The sequence below is a fragment of the Yersinia pekkanenii genome (assembly GCF_001152565.1).
Taxonomy (GTDB): domain Bacteria; phylum Pseudomonadota; class Gammaproteobacteria; order Enterobacterales; family Enterobacteriaceae; genus Yersinia; species Yersinia pekkanenii.
In genome coordinates this window covers 32,251-49,866 of record NZ_CQAZ01000010.1, presented here as the reverse complement: position 1 = coordinate 49,866, position 17,616 = coordinate 32,251, and the positions used below count along the sequence as shown (strand labels likewise).

Here is a 17,616-nt window from a genome sequence, read left to right as displayed (position 1 = left end):
CCGTTGTCACTTAATCTTGCAATAGCTCCAATGCCTTAGCGATAGCGGTACACAGTGTTTCAACATCTTTAGTTGTATTGTAAGGTGCAAATGATGCACGCAAGCTACCACTGACCCCCAGTGCTGCCATTAGTGGCTGTGCGCAATGTTGTCCGGCGCGCAGCGCAATACCTTGTTCGGCTAACAGCGTGACTAAATCACTGTGATGAACGCCATCAAAAGTAAATGCTAACAGGCTGGATTGCTGGCAACGAAAGTGACGAAACCCTGGTAATTTAGCCAGCTTATGCTCTGCCAGCGTGGCTAAACTTTGGCTATAAGCCTCGGCTTCTTCCAGATCAATACGCTCCAGCCAACTGAGTACCGCCGATAAACCAATCACACCCGCAATATTAGGCGTGCCTGCTTCAAAGCGATAGGGCACCTCATGGGGAGTAAAACCGTCGAATGCAGCATGAGTTAGCATTTTACCGCCACCTTGCCAGGCAGGCATCTCTTCGAGCAATTCAGATTTGCCATACAGCACGCCAATGCCGGTTGGCCCATATAATTTATGGGCAGAAAAAGCATAGAAATCGATATCAAGAGCCTGAACATCAGCCGGGCTATGAACGATCCCCTGTGCGCCGTCTATGACGACCACGCAGTTATATTGATGGGCGAGTTCGATTGCATAAGCCAAATTCGGGCTACCGCCAGTCACGTTAGACATTTGCCCTAGCGCTAATATGCGGGTTTTATTGTTCAGTAACTGCGGCAATTGTTGTAAGTCGGGTAGGTTATCAGGATTGATAGGCAATTTAACCATTCTGGCACCTGTTTGCTCCGCGACCATCAGCCAGGGGATGAGATTGGCATGATGCTCTGCTTCGCTGACAATAATTTCATCCCCCGCTTGCAGACGGGGGCGGGCATAGCTCTGCGCTATCAGATTAATGGCTTCGGTAGTGCCTCGCGTCCAAATGATATTTTCTGCTGCGGGAGCATTAATAAAGTCAGCCACCTGTTGACGGGTTTCTTCAAAACGAACCGTCAATGACAATGCCGATTGATGCTGGCTGCGATGCACTGTCGCGGAATCCTGCTGATAAAACTGCTGTGTTGCCTCAATCATGGCATGGGGCTTGAGGGCAGTTGCTGCACTGTCCAGATAGGTTATTTCATCACTGATCGCCGGGAATTCCTGACGAAAATCCGTTGGATTAAAAGCCTTCATACCGTTGTTCGTATCCTTTAGGTTACTTCGGAACTGTCTCATTCTGACGCATTTTGTTTATAATTCGTCCACTTATGGCTCTGTTTGCTGGATATATGTCACAAGCAGGTTATGCTGAATGGTAATGGACGGAACCATTTATTTGGTAATGGAAATGAAATTTTCAGCATTTTAATCTGCACGGAGTCACTCATGAAAAAAACAATTGCCGTAATTTCCGCACTTATGCTCACCTTTACCTTAGCAGCCTGTTCAAGCAACTATGTTATGCACACTAATGATGGTCGCACTATCGTTGCTAATGGTAAACCTAAAGTAGATGATGACACTGGAATGATAAGCTACACCGATGCTAATGGTACCGAGCAGCAAATTAATCGTTCAGAAATAAAAGAAATGGCTGAGGCTAATTAGGGCAGTGCTAAGCCGTTGTTGAACAGAAACCTGACTCAGCTTGGCAACCCTCGACAGCAACTTAAATGTAAGCTTTGACTCTGTGCAATGCAAAGTGGCGCTTACACTTAGGTTCTAAAAATAAGTAATCCCTGAAAATAGGGTAAAAAAAAGCACCGCAAAATAGCGGTGCTGCATAAAATCACTATGGACAGACAGGGTAAATGTACAGGAAGTGAAAAAAAACAGTAGCTTAGCTACTATGTCTGGTACACCAGACCATTTGCAAACACAACATCACAACCACAAAGCCAAAAGCATTTCAGTACCTGGATACTAAACCTACTTTTCGTTCCGGCTTGGGAAGTGCCGCCACTATAGGTATTTGCTGGCGCATCATCAACGGACAATTTATAATGTCTCGGATTACAAAAACTAATAAGTAAACAAAGGGTTTCATCTAAAGATGAGCCGTTATAAAAAAGTATCCAATTCATGTCAAAACGATTACCACCTCTGAATGCTTTGCGGGTTTTCGATGCAGCCGCACGCCACCTGAGTTTTACTAAAGCTGCTGAGGAATTATTTGTCACTCAAGCCGCCGTTAGCCACCAGATAAAGTCACTGGAGGATTTTCTCGGACTAAAATTGTTCCGTCGCCGTAACCGCTCTTTGCTGTTGACCGAAGAAGGTCAGAGCTATTACCTCGACATCAAAGAAATTTTCACCTCAATCAACGAGGCAACCCGAAAATTACAGGCCCGCAGTGCGAAAGGTGCGTTGACTGTCAGCTTGCCTCCCAGTTTTGCCATTCAATGGTTGGTTCCTCGCCTCTCAAGTTTTAATGTGGCTTATCCCGGAATTGATGTCAGGATCCAAGCGGTTGATCGGGAAGAGGACAAACTCGCTGATGACGTCGATGTGGCGATATTTTATGGCCGGGGTAACTGGACCGGTTTGCGTACTGAACGTTTATATGCCGAATTCTTACTTCCAGTGTGTGCTCCGAGCTTGTTAACGGGCGAGCATGGATTAAAACTACCGGCAGATCTGGCTAATCACACTCTGTTGCATGATACTTCCCGCCGTGACTGGATGGCCTATACCCGTCAACTGGGTGTACCGCAGATTAATGTGCAACAAGGCCCGATATTTAGCCACAGTGCAATGGTGGTTCAGGCCGCAGTCCATGGCCAAGGTATTGCGCTGGTGAATAACGTTATGGCTCAGTCCGAGATTGAAGCTGGGCGATTGGTGTGTCCGTTTAACGATGTATTGGTAAGTAAAAATGCTTTTTATCTGGTTTGTCATGACAGTCAGGCAGAACTGGGTAAAATAGCCGCCTTTCGTCAGTGGATATTGGCAAAGGCCGCCAGCGAACAGGAAAAGTTGCGTTTTCGCTATGACAACTGATCAATCATCGAACCCTGGCTGATCACGGTATCTGCGTAGTAATGACAACCCATTCACGATGGTAACCCGCTACGATAAAATGGGTCATTGTCGGGTGATATAACGACATATCCAACGTCATTGAAATCGTAGCTAGCACTTGTGCAACGTCAAGTACGAAGGATATAACTCTATTTAATGTAAGGTTAATACGATGAATGGTCGTTTAATGCTGATATTTGCCGCGCTGAGCGGGTTTTTCTACGTCGCTCTCGGTGCCTTTGGTGCTCATGTTTTGAGTTCTACGTTGGGGCCAAATGAGATGGCCTGGATCCGTACCGGGCTGGAGTACCAAGGGCTCCATACGCTGGCAATTCTAGCATTAGCCGTTGCGATGCAACGGCAGATAAGTATTTGGTTTTACTGGAGTGGGGCCTTGTTAGCGCTCGGAATACTACTCTTTAGTGGCAGTTTATACTGCCTGGCTCTATCACACCTGAAACTGTGGGTATATATCACGCCAGTGGGCGGAGTATGTTTTCTGGCGGGATGGATTTTGATGTTGATTGGCGCGCTGCGTCTAAGAAAAAGGGCAGAACGCCATGAATAATAAAATTGCTTTATATTGTCGCTCCGGCTTTGAAAAAGAGTGTGCGGCGGAAATTACCGCGAGAGCGGCACAGCTTGAAATCTTTGGTTTCGCCCGGGTAAAAGACAACAGCGGTTATGTAATGTTTGAGTGTTATCAGTTGGAAGATGCTGATCGCTTGATCCGTGAAGTCCCATTTCGTGAATTGATTTTTGCCCGCCAGATGATGGTGGTGGGTGAGTTATTGAAAGATTTGCCACCGGAAGACCGTGTCTCACCGATTGTGGGGATGTTGGTCGGCGTTATTGAAAAAGCCGGTGAATTACGTGTTGAAGTCGCTGATACTAACGAAAGCAAAGAGTTACTTAAGTTCTGTCGTAAGCTGACGGTTCCTTTGCGTAGTGCGATGCGTGAACAGAAAATTCTATCAGCCCGTGAGAATGCGCACCGGCCAGTGGTCCATGTGTTCTTTATTGCATCGGGTTGTTGTTATGTCGGCTATTCCTATAGCAATAATAACTCCCCGTTCTATATGGGGATCCCGCGTCTTAAATTCCCATCAGACGCACCAAGCCGTTCAACGTTAAAACTGGAAGAAGCTTTCCACGTATTTATCCCACAAGATGAATGGGAAGAGCGTCTGGCAAGTGGGATGCATGCTGTAGATTTAGGTGCGTGTCCCGGTGGCTGGACCTATCAACTAGTGCAACGTAGCATGATGGTGCAAGCCATTGATAACGGTTCCATGGCACAAAGCTTGATGGATACTGGGCAGGTTACACATCATCGTGTTGATGGTTTTAAATATGAGCCAACGCGCAGCAATATTTACTGGTTAGTGTGCGATATGGTAGAAAAACCGGCCAAAGTGACGCAACTTATCATCAAATGGTTGGTAAACGGTTGGTGCCGTGAGGCGATCTTTAACCTGAAGTTGCCGATGAAGAAACGTTTTGAAATCGTTTTGGAAAATCTGGAAATGATGGATGAGCAATTGAAGGAAAATGGAATCAATGCCCATATTCAGGCTAAGCAACTTTATCATGACCGTGAAGAAGTGACGGTACATGTACGCCGTATCTGGTCTGGCGCACCTGGCCGCCGTGATGAGCGTGAGTAATCCTATATCTTTAGCTGAAGTTGCGGGGGCGCTTGCTGTCTACCTGCAACTTCCAATGACTTTGGGTATAGCATTATGTTCAAGGGGCTGTTTGGCCCCTTGAGGTCAATGACAAAGTGCCCACGGCGGTGAAAACAGGCAGATCGTAAAGACGCCGTAAATACATCCATGTAGGCTCGAGCCGCGCCATCCCTGACGCGGACGCTTTACTTCTCTACCCGTCCTCACCTCGTAAGATCGAATCGTCGAGGTTTGTCAGCAGTCTGAAGGGGCTGTTTGGCCCCTTAATTTTTATGTAAACGAAGTTGCTGTAAGTTACCACTTAATGGCAAATCGGTTTTCAGTGTGGCGATTTGCTTGCAGATAAATGCCATCTCTTGGTGTTGCTGCAACTTTTTACGCCATTTCTCCGGGACGGACTCCAGATTTTGATAAAGCGCCTCAAGGCTACTGGCTTGTTGCAATAGCAATGCGGCCGTTTTGGCTCCGATACCCGCGACACCAGGGATTTTACTGCTACTTATCCCGGCAAGCCCCCAATAGTCAGGTAACTGGTGCGGTAATACGCCAAATTCTTGCTTCACAAATGGCATATCCAACCAGCGCTTTTGGAAATAATCACGAATCTGCACCTTTGGTGCTAACAGTTGGCAGTAGCCTTTATCGGTCGAAACAATCGTCACCTGATGCCCGGTACCACCAACTTTGGTTACCAGCGTAGCAGCCAGATCATCGGCTTCATTACCTGGCGAATGCCAGCAAGAGACACCTAGTGAACGGAAGGCCTCACGAATAAGGGGCATTTCCTGTTGCAGGTTATCTGGCATTGGTGAGCGGCCTGCTTTGTAGTCCGGCAGGCATTGATGACGCCAACTGTCAGAGCGATCATCTTCATCAAAAACTGCGACAGCATGAGTGGGCTGGCTGTGCTGAATCAATTGCTGTAATGCATGCTGGCAAGCATTAATACATGGCGAACCCTGAACGGCATGAATGCGGCGAATCAGATTAAGGGCATCGACGATAAGAAGGTGGATTTGCATAGTCTGTCTTATACGAGAGCTAAGGGCTGGATAGTCATTAAGCCAGATTAATGTCGGGCAACATCAGCCAATGTATTGAGTGGTAATGTTGCCCGGTGAAGGTTTTGCTTAGGTTAGCTACAGATTTCATAGCAAGGGGTATAAGCACTGCCCGGTAACTTCATTCGATGTTGAGCGATAAAGCCTTGCAATAGGTTATCCATTTGCTTCATCAGTTGCGGGTCACCGTGTAATTTGAATGGCCCGTGAGCCTCAATAGCATGGATCCCGACTTCTTTAACATTACCCGCCACAATTCCGGAAAATGCTCGGCGCAGTGCTGCGGCTAGCTTCTCTGGTGGCTGATTATGAGACAAGTCCAGATTCGCCATGTTTTCATGGTTTGGCACGAACGGGTGTTGCAAATCAGACTCGATACGGATAGACCAGTTGAAGCTATAAGCATCACCGGTATTACGGCGATTCTCTTTCACCAATGGCATCGCTTTTTTCATTTGACGGGCGACTTCATCCGGGTCATCAATAATGATTGTGTAGTATTTACGCGCTTCATCACCCAGCGTATTTATGATGAACTTATCCACCACGCTGAAGTAATCCGCGCTCTCTTTTGGCCCGGTGAGGATCAATGGCAACACCTGCTCACTGTTATCCGGATTCATCAGAATACCTAACAGATAAAGTAACTCTTCAGCCGTACCTACACCGCCTGGGAAGATAATGATGCCATGGGCGATACGGACGAAGGCTTCCAACCGTTTTTCAATGTCTGGCATGATAACCAGTTCGTTAACCAGTGGATTTGGCGGTTCTGCGGCGATAATCGAAGGCTCGGTCATCCCGATAAAACGGCCATTTCTGTAACGTTGTTGGGCATGACCAACCGCAGCACCTTTCATTGGTGCTTCCATCGCTCCTGGCCCACAGCCAGTGCAAATATTTAGCTCCCGTAAACCCAGTTGGCTCCCCACTTTACGGGCATACAAGTATTCAGTTTCATTGATTGAATGGCCGCCCCAGCACACAATCATATTCGGGTCTTCATCAAGATGCAGGGCGCGCGCATTGCGTAAAATAGAGAAGACCAAATTGGTCAAATGGATGGAATTTTCCGTATTCAGATTCTGGAAGTGTTCAGCATTCACAATTTGACCATTTACAAATAAGATGTCACGCAGAACGGCAAACAGGTTTGCTTGCAATGAACGGATGATTTTACCATCAACAAATGCGTGTTCTGGCGGATTAATCAGTTCGAGTTTAACACCTCGCTCACGACGCAGTACGTTGATATCAAAGGTTTCATTGCGTGATAAAAGCTCTTTACTGTTATCAGTCAGGCTACCTGAATTGAGAACCGCCAATGAGCAATTACGGAATAAACGGTACAGATCACTACTGGCTGTACGCTTGAGCATATCCACTTCTAGCTGTGACAACAGATCCATTGAGCCGAGTGGGCTGACATGTGTAATCAAAGTTACTCCTTTACACCCCTGAGGGGTTGTGTCCGTGTATATTCTGTTTTGCTGTGGCATCTCAAAGAGATCTTTAAGTATCCGCCACTGATTTTTCTACTGGAAACTGCATAACGATACTGTAATTAACCTTAACGTTGTCCCTCTATTTTTACCAATATTAATGTGCGCTGGGGTGAAATGTTGCGCACATGCGCGCATTTATTGCCGTGCCAGGCGGCCAGTAGATGGAACAAAGTCAGTATTGGAGCGCCAAGGGTTGATATCTAACCCACCTCGACGGGTATAGCGAGCATAGACCGACAGTTTTTCAGGCTGACAAAAGTGCATGATGTCATTGAAAATACGCTCTACGCACTGTTCGTGAAATTCATTATGATGCCGAAAAGAGACCAGATAGCGCAGCAGTGCTTCCCGATCAATCTGTGGGCCGCTGTAGTTGATTTGCACTGATCCCCAATCGGGTTGGTGGGTTATCAGGCAGTTAGATTTGAGCAGGTGGCTCACCAGGCTCTCTTCCACACGGTTTGTACCCGCCGCGCCTTGTAAATAATCTGCACTAAATTCATAACTATCAATGCGAATATCTTGTTGCTCCAGACATTCCCCCGAAAAATTGGCAATCGGTTGATGGGTTATTTCGTCCAGTGAATATAGCGTGACACTGACCTCACCTTGAGCGCAGGCGGCTAAATCACGTTGCAAAGTAGTGCGTACACTTTTCCAGTCAGTAAAAGCGGTTTGGTTAAAGCTGTTGAGGTAGAGTTTAAAGCTTTTTGATTCAATCAGATTCACACTATCGGCATTCAGGCTGATTTCACCCACGGCAACTTGCGGCAGGCCATTACTGTTTAGCCAGGACAATTCATAGAGTGTCCAGATATCGGCACCATGAAAAGGCAGGCTATCCGGATATAAACCGAGAGGCTCACGGTTCATACTGCGTGGCACTGCCTGTAACAAGCTGACATCGTAGTGATCGCGATAAGCGGTCGGTTTGCCCAACGTCAGTTCCGCCAGAGCCTTGTGGTCTTGATATGAAGACATGCTGTTCCCATGATGAGAGATCGGTACAATAGCGTTAGTTTATCAATTTATGCCGCGATTAACTGCATTTCTGAGTGGGAGCAATTTCCACTCTGGTACAGCACAAGCCGCCGCGATACTGAGAATTAAGAATGGACCAGAACGTTTCAACGGCACTGAATAGCTTTACTCAACGCTATATTGATTTATGGCAGCAGCAAACCGGGCATCCGCCCGTCAGTGAAGAACTCTATGGCGTACCTTCACCCTGCATTGTAGAAGCACAGAATAATCAGGTGGTTTGGTTACCTCAGCCTTTTGTTGCCGGTGCGACGTTGGGCAATATTGAACGGGCGCTAGAGATTCAGCTTCACCCAGATATTCATGAATTTTACACCCACCAATATGCGGGTGACATGATGGCTGACTTAGGTGATCACCGTTTTACCTTGCTGCAAGTGTGGAGTGAAGATGATTTTATCCGTTTGCAGGAGAATCTGATTGGCCACCTGGTCACGCAAAAAAGGCTGAAACTTTCGCCGACACTGTTTTTGGCAACGACCACCTCGGAAATGACCATGGCCTCATTGTGTAATGTCAGTGGCAATGTAGTGTTAGAGCAATTCGGTAGCGAGAAACGTACATTGTTAGCCTCAACACTGATACATTTCCTTGATGCATTACGGCCTGTATTACCTGAATAAATAAATGGATATTGCTTCTTCGCGCACAAGTGGTGTGAGATATCTCGCACACCGCTTGTGCGACATCACTTCTATTCCTCATATGTAAAATTCGGGTTTAAAATATATTTTCAATAAAATCAATTTGTTACAAATTTTCATATTTTTATATATAAAAGTGCCTGCCTCATTATTCTTCAGTACCTTGTCTCCCTTTGTCGATTGAGCGATCCTTCTAGTGCCGGATAGGATCTGGCGGAGAAGGACGGTATATGGATGCTACCACTTCAGGATGAAGAACAAAGGGACTGCTTAGGATGAGTGAAGGGATGTTTCAGGATGAAACAAAGGACACCTCCAGGATGGAGATTGAGAGCCGGTTCAGGATGAACGGTGGGTTAGGATAACCTCAGGATTAGCATCGGGATGGTGTAGGACACTGCAACGGATTGCTGGTCAGGATGACTAAACGGAAAAGTTTTCAAGGATTGAGCAGGGAGCATTACTTTTAGCGGGATTGCTATGAAACGAATTGAGGGGTACTGGTAAAACAGTACCCCTTTTTTTATTCTCATTGATCTTAATTCACCGCTGTTATCTATGCTGTGAATTTGGGCATCATCGTCTTCAATGATATGCTTGGCCGCCGTTGAACCAGCCCGGTGAATGGCTGTTTTTTGGTTGAGAGTATAATCATGAATACAGAAAATCAGGTGCGTCAGATCCTTCAAGATATCGAGCTTGCTATGCGGGCTATCTCACTTTGGCAAACGGTCCCGCCGCCAGCTGAAGCTTTCGAAAGTAATGAACCTTTCAGCATCGATACCATGGATGCTGAGCAGTGGTTGCAATGGGTACTTATTCCCCGGATGTATGCATTGTTGGCGTCGAATAGTCCATTTCCTCTGCGTTTTGCCATTACGCCGTACTTCGAAGAGGCCCTAAGTGGCGATGACCGGCCAGATTGCACTGCATTGTTGGTACAATTACAGCGTCTCGATGACCTGCTGAATAAAGAAAGTAACTAATGCTGGAAATACTCTATCAAGATGAACATATAGTTGCGGTAAATAAACCGGCCGGTTGGCTGGTGCACCGTAGTTGGCTAGACAGTCATGAAACTGTATTTGTGATGCAAACGGTGCGCGACCAAATTGGGCAGCATGTTTATACCGTCCACCGTTTGGATCGTCCGACATCCGGGGTGCTACTTATGGCGCTATCCAGTGATGTGGCCCGTGCGCTTTCTTTGCAGTTTGAACAGCATCAGATCCAGAAAACATATCATGCAGTGGTCCGTGGATATGTGCTGGAAGATGGCACTGTTGATTACGCGATGGCCGAAGAGTTGGATAAAATTGCGGATAAACATTCTAAACAAGATAAAGCGCCTCAGCCTTCAGTCACTCACTATCAACCCCTGGCTCAAGTAGACGTTCCTCTTGCCATCGGGCGCTATGATACTGCGCGTTTCAGCTTGTTGGAGCTGAAACCGGAAACGGGGCGTAAGCACCAGCTACGGCGGCATATGGCGCATATTCGCCACCCTATCATCGGTGATAGTGCCCACGGTGACTTACGTCAGAATCGAGGCATTGCACAACATTTTGATTGCCCTCGGCTTATGTTGCACGCCAGCCATTTATACCTGAATCACCCGGTGACCGGTGCGGTGCTCACGTTAACCGCACGTTGGGATGACGCCTGGCAAGGATTGATGTCACATTTTGGTTGGTCAGGCATTGCCCCTAATCTTGAAAGGGTTGAGTTTCCGGCCACTGCGGGTCAGGATAGTGAATGATTTTTTCTAGTTAAAAAGGAACATTGTTTATGGCTCAGGTCGGGATCTTTGTCGGCACTGTCTACGGTAATGCGTTATTAGTGGCAGAAGAAGCTGAGAACATACTGAAAGAGCAGGGGCACGAGGTAAAATTGTTTGACGAGGGCACCTTAGAGGCTTGGCAGTATTATCGTCAACATTATGCACTGGTGGTTACCTCAACCACCGGGCAGGGTGATTTCCCTGACAGCATTGCCTCGCTCTTTGTCGCGGTGCGTGATCACGTGGGGTTCCAGCCAGAGCTACGTTATGGTGTCATTGCGCTGGGTGACAGCAGTTATGATAATTTCTGTGGCGCTGGGCGTGTATTCGATGAATTGCTGCAAGAGCAAGGTGCGACACGGATTGGCGAACGCTTAGAAATTGATGCTATGGAGCACCCGGAGCCAGAAGTTATTTCGAGTTCGTGGGTAGAGCAGTGGGGCCGTTTACTTGAATAAAGTTGTTGTTGGCTTAATGGGTTAATGAATAGCGTATTGTGGTGTGACGTTGCTGCCACAATACGCTGCTTACCTGTAACGCCAATGACTTCGGCTATATAACCTGCACCACCCGATTTAACGGCCGTTGGTCAATTTTTCCAGGTCAGATTCAATTTCAGAAATCTTATTGGCGACAACGCTTTCTAAGTGACGCAAGTCATCCAAAATTTTACGTTTCAAATCTACTTCAATTTTGTCACGTTTGCACAGTTGATCTAATTCATCAATGACATAACGTAGATTCGGATTGATTTCATTGATTTCTTTGTAACCATGGCCGGCATTATCAGCAATTACGGTTTTGCGTTGGCGTGGATATTTAAATTTCACACTCTTAGCAAAAAACTCGCCTTTATCTTTGCGGAAGTAAATTTTCAGAATGTCGTTATTGGCCTCCTGACGCAGACTATAGCGATCGACATCTTCTGGTTGTGTGATTCCTAAGCTTTTCAGGTTGTCATACATAGCGCCACCTTTTTGATTTTATATTCCACAGTTTATGATTATGACGGTAAATTTTGCCAAAGTATGTGATTGTAGGCGATAACTTCGTAAAGCAAACAATAGCGGGTGATTAGCCCGCTATCTTAAATCTTAGTCGATGGTGCGTAATAACTCATTAATACCGACTTTTCCTCGGGTTTTCGCATCGACTTTCTTCACGATAACCGCACAGTATAGGCTGTAGCTGCCGTCTTTCGAGGGCAGGTTGCCTGATACGACCACTGAACCCGCCGGAACACGGCCATAATGGATTTCACCGGTTTCACGATCGTAAATACGGGTACTTTGACCAATAAATACGCCCATGGAAATAACGGAGCCTTCTTCGACGATAACCCCTTCAACCACTTCTGAACGCGCGCCGACAAAGCAGTTGTCCTCAATAATGGTTGGGTTGGCTTGCAGTGGCTCCAGTACGCCGCCAATGCCAACACCGCCAGACAGGTGCACGTTCTTACCAATTTGCGCGCAAGAACCGACGGTTGCCCATGTGTCGACCATGGTACCTTCATCGACGAAAGCGCCAATATTGACATAAGAAGGCATCAATACGGTATTACGGGCGATAAATGCGCCTTTACGTACGGTTGCTGGTGGTACGACACGGAAGCCTTCACGTTGGAAACGTGCTTCATCATAACCAGCGAATTTCATTGGCACTTTATCGTAGTAACGTGTTTCTGCACCTTCCATGACTTGGTTATCGTTGATGCGGAAAGACAGCAACACGGCTTTTTTCAGCCATTGGTGAGTGACCCACTGACCATCAATCTTTTCTGCAACGCGCAGAGCGCCGGTATCCAGCAGATCAATCACGTGATTAATCGCTTCGCGCGTTATGGTGTCTACGTTAGCCGGAGTAATGTCTGCACGGCGTTCGAAGGCGGTTTCAATAACGTTCTGTAGTTGCTGCATCCTGTTCCCTTTTAAAATAGGTTGTAAGAAAAATTAATGATTAAAAAGTTATTTGTATCACAGTTTATCGTTCGGATTGAGGGTATCTGTCAACCGTTGTGCTAACTCGCGACGGGTTTCGACACTTAAAGCGCGTCGATCTTTATCTGCTAACACAAATAAATCCTCCACCCGTTCGCCAATAGTGGTGATACGTGCGCTATGCAGTGATAAGCCTAAATCCGCAAAAATTCCACCCACTTGAGCCAGTAAGCCCGGCTGGTCCAGCGCAATTAACTCCAGATAAGTACGACGCTCGTTGTGGGTCGGCAAGAAATTGGTTTCAGTCGGTACACTGAAATGCCGTAATTTAGGCGATAACCGCCTGACTCGTGGATGCTGATAGTTTGGCTGGGTCATAGCTTGTTGCAAGGCGTGACTAATGATGGGATGCCTATCTTGTGCCAGTGGGCTGCCATCCGGCTCCAGTACGATAAAAGTATCCATCGCCATGCCATCACGATTGGTGAAAATCTGCGCGTCATGGACGCTCAGATTACGGCGATCCAGTTCACCGACCACCGCAGCAAACAGTGATGGGCGGTCTGGGCTCCAGATGAATATTTCGGTCCCACCGCGGGTTGCCTGGCGGCTCACCAACACCAGTGGTTTGGTTGAGTCATGTTCCAGTAAATTGCGGGCATGCCAGGCCAATTGATTAGGCGAATGACGTAGGAAGTAATCCGCCCGACAGCGACTCCAGATGCGGTGTAGCGCTTCTTCATCGATATTATCCATCCGCAGCAGCGCCAGGGCCTGTAGCCGATGATGGCGAACTCGCTCGCGCAAATCCGGGCTATTTTGCATGCCACGGCGGAGCTGTTTTTCTGTCGCAAAATAAAGTTCACGTAACAGGCTTTGTTTCCAGCTATTCCACAGGTTTTCATTGGTGGCGCAAATATCTGCCACTGTCAGGCTGACTAAATAGCGCAAGCGGGTTTCGCTTTGCACTTCGGCTGAAAATTGCTGGATAACGGTTGGGTCCTGGATATCCCGACGTTGAGCAGTCACTGACATCAATAAATGGCAACGGACTAACCAGGCAACAAGCTGAGCCTCGCGTGAGCTAAGCCTGTGTTGCTCGGCAAACTCCAACACATCTTGTGCGCCGAGAATGGAGTGATCGCCACCACGCCCTTTAGCAATATCGTGAAACAGTGCCGCCAGCAGCAGCAATTCGGGTTGAGGCAAGCGAGGATAAAGCTCGACGCAGAGGGGATGTTTTGGCCGAGTGTTTTCATCGGCAAAACTTTCGAGCTTCAGTAAAACCCGAACGGTGTGTTCATCGACGGTATAAGCATGAAACAGGTCAAATTGCATCTGGCCGACAATACTGCCCCATTGCGGCATATAGGCCGACAGGACACTGTGACGATGCATCGGTAATAATGCGCGCGAAACGGCACCCGGATGGCGCAAAATGGCCATAAACAGCTTACGGGCTTCAGGGATGTTACATAACGGCTGTTTTAGGTGCCGGCGGGCATGGCGCAAGCGCCGTACCGTGGTGGAGTAGATGCCTTTGATGTCCTGATTACGCACCATCAGGTAGAACATGCGCATAATCGCTTCAGGATGCTGTACAAACAGGTTCTCATCACGCAGATCTATTAAATCGCCGCGTAACTGAAATTCATCATCCAGTGGACGTGGTTTTTCATTGGTATCCAGCGCCAGTATGGCTTCATCAAACAGCTGCAATAGCATATTGTTCAATTCACTGACCCGACGCGTCATACGATAAAAATCTTTCATCATGCGTTCGACCGGCTCATTGCCTTCACCTTGGTATTGCAAAAGCTGGGCAACACTGAGCTGACGATCAAATAGCAAACGGTTATCGTAGCGGGTCAATACCAGATGCAGTGCAAAACGGATGCGCCACAAAAAACTTTGGCTTTCAATGAGTTCGTTACGCTCAGCTTTGGTCAGAAAACCGAAATCAACCATTTCACTTAGCGATGTGGCACCAAAGTGGCGGCGGGCAACCCACAACAGGGTATGGATATCGCGTAAACCTCCGGGGCTACTTTTGATATCCGGCTCCAGATTGTAGCTGGTACCGTGATAACGCTTATGGCGCTCTTGTTGCTCAACGATTTTGGCATGGAAAAATTGGGGAGAGGGCCAGAAATTATCGCTGAAAATGTGCTTTTGCATCTGTAGGAATAGAGCAACATCGCCGCAAATTAAGCGTGACTCAATCATATTGGTGGCGACGGTAAGATCGGCTAGCCCTTCCAGTAAACACTCTTCCAGGGTGCGCACACTGTGACCCACTTCCAGCTTCAGATCCCACAGCAAAGTGATTAATTGGCCAACGCGCTGTGCATGTTCATCACTCAGGCGCTGCTTGCTTAACACCAATACATCAATATCGGACAACGGATGCAGTTCACCACGACCATAGCCCCCGACGGCGACCAGCGCGGTTTCCGGCACATCATCAAAGTCGTAGAAAGTCCACAGTCGGCGTAACAAACGATCGATGTAATCGCTGCGCGCAGCAATTAATATCTCAGCACTGACTCCGCCATTGAATGCCTCGGCGAGCCACAACTGGAAAGCCTCAAGCCGTTGCTTGAGCTGTGGGCAATTAAGTTCACTATCAAGATAGGTACTGGGAGGGGCGGGCTGCTCGGAAATGACCGGTGTGAGCGTCGGCGACAGAAGGTGCTCAGTGTGGTTGTCAGACATATACTTCCCGAGGATAAATAATCAGATGAAGGACGCAGCCCATAAAAAAGCCGGCGGGTGCCGGCTGGTCATTATTACTCGTGCGTTATGATGTTGGGGATGGTGTCATCCTTTCGCAACGTCATTATTTCGCAGCCGTTATCAGTTACTACAATAGTATGCTCATACTGTGCCGACAAGCTGCGATCTTTAGTTTTTACGGTCCAACCGTCTTTCATGGTACGGATCCGGTAATCGCCTGCGTTCACCATCGGTTCAATGGTGAACGCCATCCCTGGTTGCAGAATGACGCCACTGTCATCGGCATCGTAATGCAGCACTTGTGGCTCTTCATGGAAGCCTTCACCGATACCGTGACCACAGTACTCACGCACCACAGAAAATTTCTCGGCCTCGACAAATTGCTGGATAGCTTTGCCCAGCGTGCGCAGACGGATACCCGGCTTCACCATTTTGATTGCCAGATACAGGCTCTCTTGAGTCACGCGGCATAGGCGTTCACCCAGAATGGTTGGCTTGCCAACAATAAACATTTTTGAGGTATCACCATGGAAGCCGTCTTTAATTACGGTAACGTCGATATTGACGATATCACCATCTTTCAGCACTTTGTCATCGCTTGGAATACCATGACAAATGACTTCATTAACGGAGATACACACCGATTTAGGAAAACCGTGATATCCCAAACAGGCAGAAATAGCCTGCTGATGGTGGGTGATATGATCGTGACAGATTCGATCAAGTTCACCGGTGGTGACGCCCGGTTTCACGTGGGGTTCGATAATTTCCAGCACTTCAGCAGCCAGTCGGCCAGCAACGCGCATTTTTTGAATATCTTCAGGTGTTTTGATTGAAATTGCCATGCAAAAGTGTCCGTAGGGGCCGTGAGTACCAACCGCCGTGATAATAAGCAGGTAAATAAATATCATATACCCTAAATAATTCGAGTGCAGGAAGGCGGCAAGCGAGAGAGTCCCGATGAGCTTACATAAGTAAGTGATTCGGGTGATAGAGCGTAGCCAACACACATGCAGCTTGAAGTATGACGGGTATAAATAAAAAATCTGCGCTAATGGTATCAGCCCTGCAATTTGCTGCCAAACTTTCGTTTGCAGTGACGACACTAAATGCAACAAAAGTTGGTGTGTAGTGGCTGTTTATGGTATAAAGCGCGCCGGCGAACCGCACTATGTTTGTACGAGAAATGTTTGTTCGAGGCATATTCTCTGATGGCAAATGGTTGTTTAGCTGAGTAATACCAATCGCACTCATATGTGTAAATAACACACACGTGTCGACACATACGCCGGGGTGCCCTAAAGTTTTTGATTATTATCGATTGCTTATGGGGTCGGCGTTATGGGGCACGTGGAGGCATAACCCCAACTGATACTATAGAGGTTTTAATCATGGCAACTGTTTCCATGCGCGACATGCTCCAGGCCGGTGTTCACTTCGGTCACCAGACCCGTTACTGGAACCCGAAAATGAAGCCTTTCATCTTCGGCTCACGTAACAAAGTTCACATCATCAACTTGGAAAAGACCGTACCATTGTTCAACGAAGCTCTGGCTGAATTGAAAAAGATCTCTTCCCGTAAAGGTAAGATCTTGTTCGTTGGTACTAAACGCGCAGCAAGCGAAGCGGTAAAAGACGCTGCCAACAACTGTGACCAGTTCTTCGTGAACCATCGCTGGTTGGGCGGGATGCTGACTAACTGGAAAACAGTTCGTCAGTCCATCAAACGTTTGAAAGATTTGGAAATCCAGTCTCAAGACGGCACCTTTGACAAGCTGACCAAAAAAGAAGCGCTGATGCGTACTCGTGAACTGACCAAGCTGGAAAACAGCCTGGGCGGTATCAAAGACATGGGCGGTTTACCTGACGCTCTGTTTGTTGTTGATGCTGATCACGAACACATCGCTATCAAAGAAGCTAACAACCTGGGTATCCCGGTATTCTCTATCGTTGATACTAACTCCGATCCAGATGGCGTTGACTTTATCATCCCAGGTAACGATGACGCGATCCGTGCAGTTAAACTGTACCTGAACGCTGTTGCGACTGCTGTCACTGAAGGTCGTTCTCAAGACTTGGCCGTTCAAGCGGAAGAAAGCTTCGTAGAAGCTGAATAATAAGTCAGGCTCGTTGTGAGCCCTTATTAACCAGGTATTGAAATATGTTGGTTAGGGGGGG

At 47.4% G+C, this 17,616-nt stretch carries 17 protein-coding genes and 1 pseudogene; 9 read left to right on the top strand and 9 right to left on the bottom strand.

What is annotated here, in order from left to right; translation table 11 throughout:
• Nucleotides 1-10 precede the first annotated feature (10 nt).
• Nucleotides 11-1,216, bottom strand: coding sequence for a cysteine desulfurase CsdA (gene csdA / locus AEP37_RS06830; RefSeq protein WP_049611777.1), 1,206 nt, complete (start codon nt 1,214-1,216; stop codon nt 11-13).
• A gap of 192 nt (nt 1,217-1,408) precedes the next feature.
• Here csdA and AEP37_RS06825 point away from each other — a divergent pair, with 192 nt between their 5' ends.
• The 4 genes from AEP37_RS06825 (at nt 1,409) to rlmM (ending at nt 4,710) form a co-directional block, all read left to right on the top strand.
• On the top strand, nt 1,409-1,630 hold the full coding sequence (locus AEP37_RS06825; RefSeq protein WP_049611775.1) for a YgdI/YgdR family lipoprotein: 222 nt from the start codon (nt 1,409-1,411) through the stop codon (nt 1,628-1,630).
• Nucleotides 1,631-2,104: 474 nt separating this feature from the next.
• Nucleotides 2,105-3,022, top strand: a complete 918-nt coding sequence (locus AEP37_RS06820) for a transcriptional regulator GcvA (protein ID WP_049611773.1) — start codon at nt 2,105-2,107, stop codon at nt 3,020-3,022.
• A gap of 193 nt (nt 3,023-3,215) precedes the next feature.
• A complete protein-coding gene (locus AEP37_RS06815; RefSeq protein ID WP_082170709.1) occupies nt 3,216-3,611 on the top strand; it encodes a DUF423 domain-containing protein in 396 nt (131 codons plus the stop codon).
• Nucleotides 3,604-4,710 (top strand): 23S rRNA (cytidine(2498)-2'-O)-methyltransferase RlmM, encoded by a 1,107-nt coding sequence (gene rlmM / locus AEP37_RS06810; protein ID WP_049611771.1) that lies wholly within the window; start codon nt 3,604-3,606, stop codon nt 4,708-4,710. The genes AEP37_RS06815 and rlmM overlap by 8 nt, the downstream gene beginning before the upstream one ends.
• 100 nt (nt 4,711-4,810) lie before the next feature.
• Here rlmM and AEP37_RS27850 read toward each other — a convergent pair.
• From AEP37_RS27850 to queF, 4 genes and pseudogenes are all read right to left on the bottom strand, one after another.
• Nucleotides 4,811-4,880: pseudogene (locus AEP37_RS27850) on the bottom strand (gluconate 5-dehydrogenase); the annotation flags it as partial.
• A 114-nt stretch (nt 4,881-4,994) separates the two neighbouring features.
• On the bottom strand, nt 4,995-5,753 hold the full coding sequence (xni, locus tag AEP37_RS06805; protein ID WP_049611769.1) for a flap endonuclease Xni: 759 nt from the start codon (nt 5,751-5,753) through the stop codon (nt 4,995-4,997).
• Nucleotides 5,754-5,866: 113 nt separating this feature from the next.
• Nucleotides 5,867-7,231 (bottom strand): nucleotide 5'-monophosphate nucleosidase PpnN, encoded by a 1,365-nt coding sequence (gene ppnN / locus AEP37_RS06800; protein ID WP_049611767.1) that lies wholly within the window; start codon nt 7,229-7,231, stop codon nt 5,867-5,869.
• 201 nt (nt 7,232-7,432) lie between these two features.
• The gene (queF, locus tag AEP37_RS06795; protein WP_049611765.1) at nt 7,433-8,278 is read right to left on the bottom strand and encodes an NADPH-dependent 7-cyano-7-deazaguanine reductase QueF; all 846 of its coding nucleotides are present in this window, start codon (nt 8,276-8,278) and stop codon (nt 7,433-7,435) included.
• 131 nt (nt 8,279-8,409) lie between these two features.
• On the opposite strand from queF, the gene syd reads away from it, so the two are divergent.
• The 4 genes from syd to AEP37_RS06775 all read left to right on the top strand — a co-directional run bounded on the left by syd (nt 8,410) and on the right by AEP37_RS06775 (nt 11,220).
• Nucleotides 8,410-8,961, top strand: coding sequence for a SecY-interacting protein (gene syd / locus AEP37_RS06790; protein WP_049611763.1), 552 nt, complete (start codon nt 8,410-8,412; stop codon nt 8,959-8,961).
• Nucleotides 8,962-9,635: 674 nt separating this feature from the next.
• Entirely contained in the window at nt 9,636-9,968 is a 333-nt protein-coding gene (locus AEP37_RS06785; RefSeq protein ID WP_049611762.1) for a YqcC family protein, read from the top strand.
• Nucleotides 9,968-10,741 carry a tRNA pseudouridine(65) synthase TruC gene (truC, locus tag AEP37_RS06780; protein ID WP_049611760.1) on the top strand — a complete coding sequence of 258 codons (774 nt, stop codon included), beginning with the start codon at nt 9,968-9,970 and terminating at the stop codon, nt 10,739-10,741. Before AEP37_RS06785 ends, truC begins: the two co-directional genes overlap by 1 nt.
• Before the next feature lie 29 nt (nt 10,742-10,770).
• Nucleotides 10,771-11,220, top strand: coding sequence for a flavodoxin (locus AEP37_RS06775; protein ID WP_049611758.1), 450 nt, complete (start codon nt 10,771-10,773; stop codon nt 11,218-11,220).
• 117 nt (nt 11,221-11,337) lie between these two features.
• Here the strand turns inward: AEP37_RS06775 and AEP37_RS06770 are convergent, their stop codons facing one another.
• The 4 genes from AEP37_RS06770 to map form a co-directional block, all read right to left on the bottom strand.
• A complete protein-coding gene (locus tag AEP37_RS06770) occupies nt 11,338-11,727 on the bottom strand; it encodes a DUF3461 family protein (RefSeq protein WP_049611757.1) in 390 nt (129 codons plus the stop codon).
• A 129-nt stretch (nt 11,728-11,856) separates the two neighbouring features.
• Nucleotides 11,857-12,681, bottom strand: coding sequence for a 2,3,4,5-tetrahydropyridine-2,6-dicarboxylate N-succinyltransferase (gene dapD / locus AEP37_RS06765; protein ID WP_049611755.1), 825 nt, complete (start codon nt 12,679-12,681; stop codon nt 11,857-11,859).
• A 57-nt stretch (nt 12,682-12,738) separates the two neighbouring features.
• A complete protein-coding gene (gene glnD / locus AEP37_RS06760) occupies nt 12,739-15,417 on the bottom strand; it encodes a bifunctional uridylyltransferase/uridylyl-removing protein GlnD (RefSeq protein ID WP_049611753.1) in 2,679 nt (892 codons plus the stop codon).
• A gap of 74 nt (nt 15,418-15,491) precedes the next feature.
• The gene (gene map, locus AEP37_RS06755; RefSeq protein WP_049611752.1) at nt 15,492-16,283 is read right to left on the bottom strand and encodes a type I methionyl aminopeptidase; all 792 of its coding nucleotides are present in this window, start codon (nt 16,281-16,283) and stop codon (nt 15,492-15,494) included.
• A gap of 546 nt (nt 16,284-16,829) precedes the next feature.
• Here map and rpsB point away from each other — a divergent pair.
• Nucleotides 16,830-17,555 carry a 30S ribosomal protein S2 gene (gene rpsB, locus AEP37_RS06750; protein WP_049611750.1) on the top strand — a complete coding sequence of 242 codons (726 nt, stop codon included), beginning with the start codon at nt 16,830-16,832 and terminating at the stop codon, nt 17,553-17,555.
• The last annotated feature ends 61 nt before the right edge of the window (nt 17,556-17,616 follow it).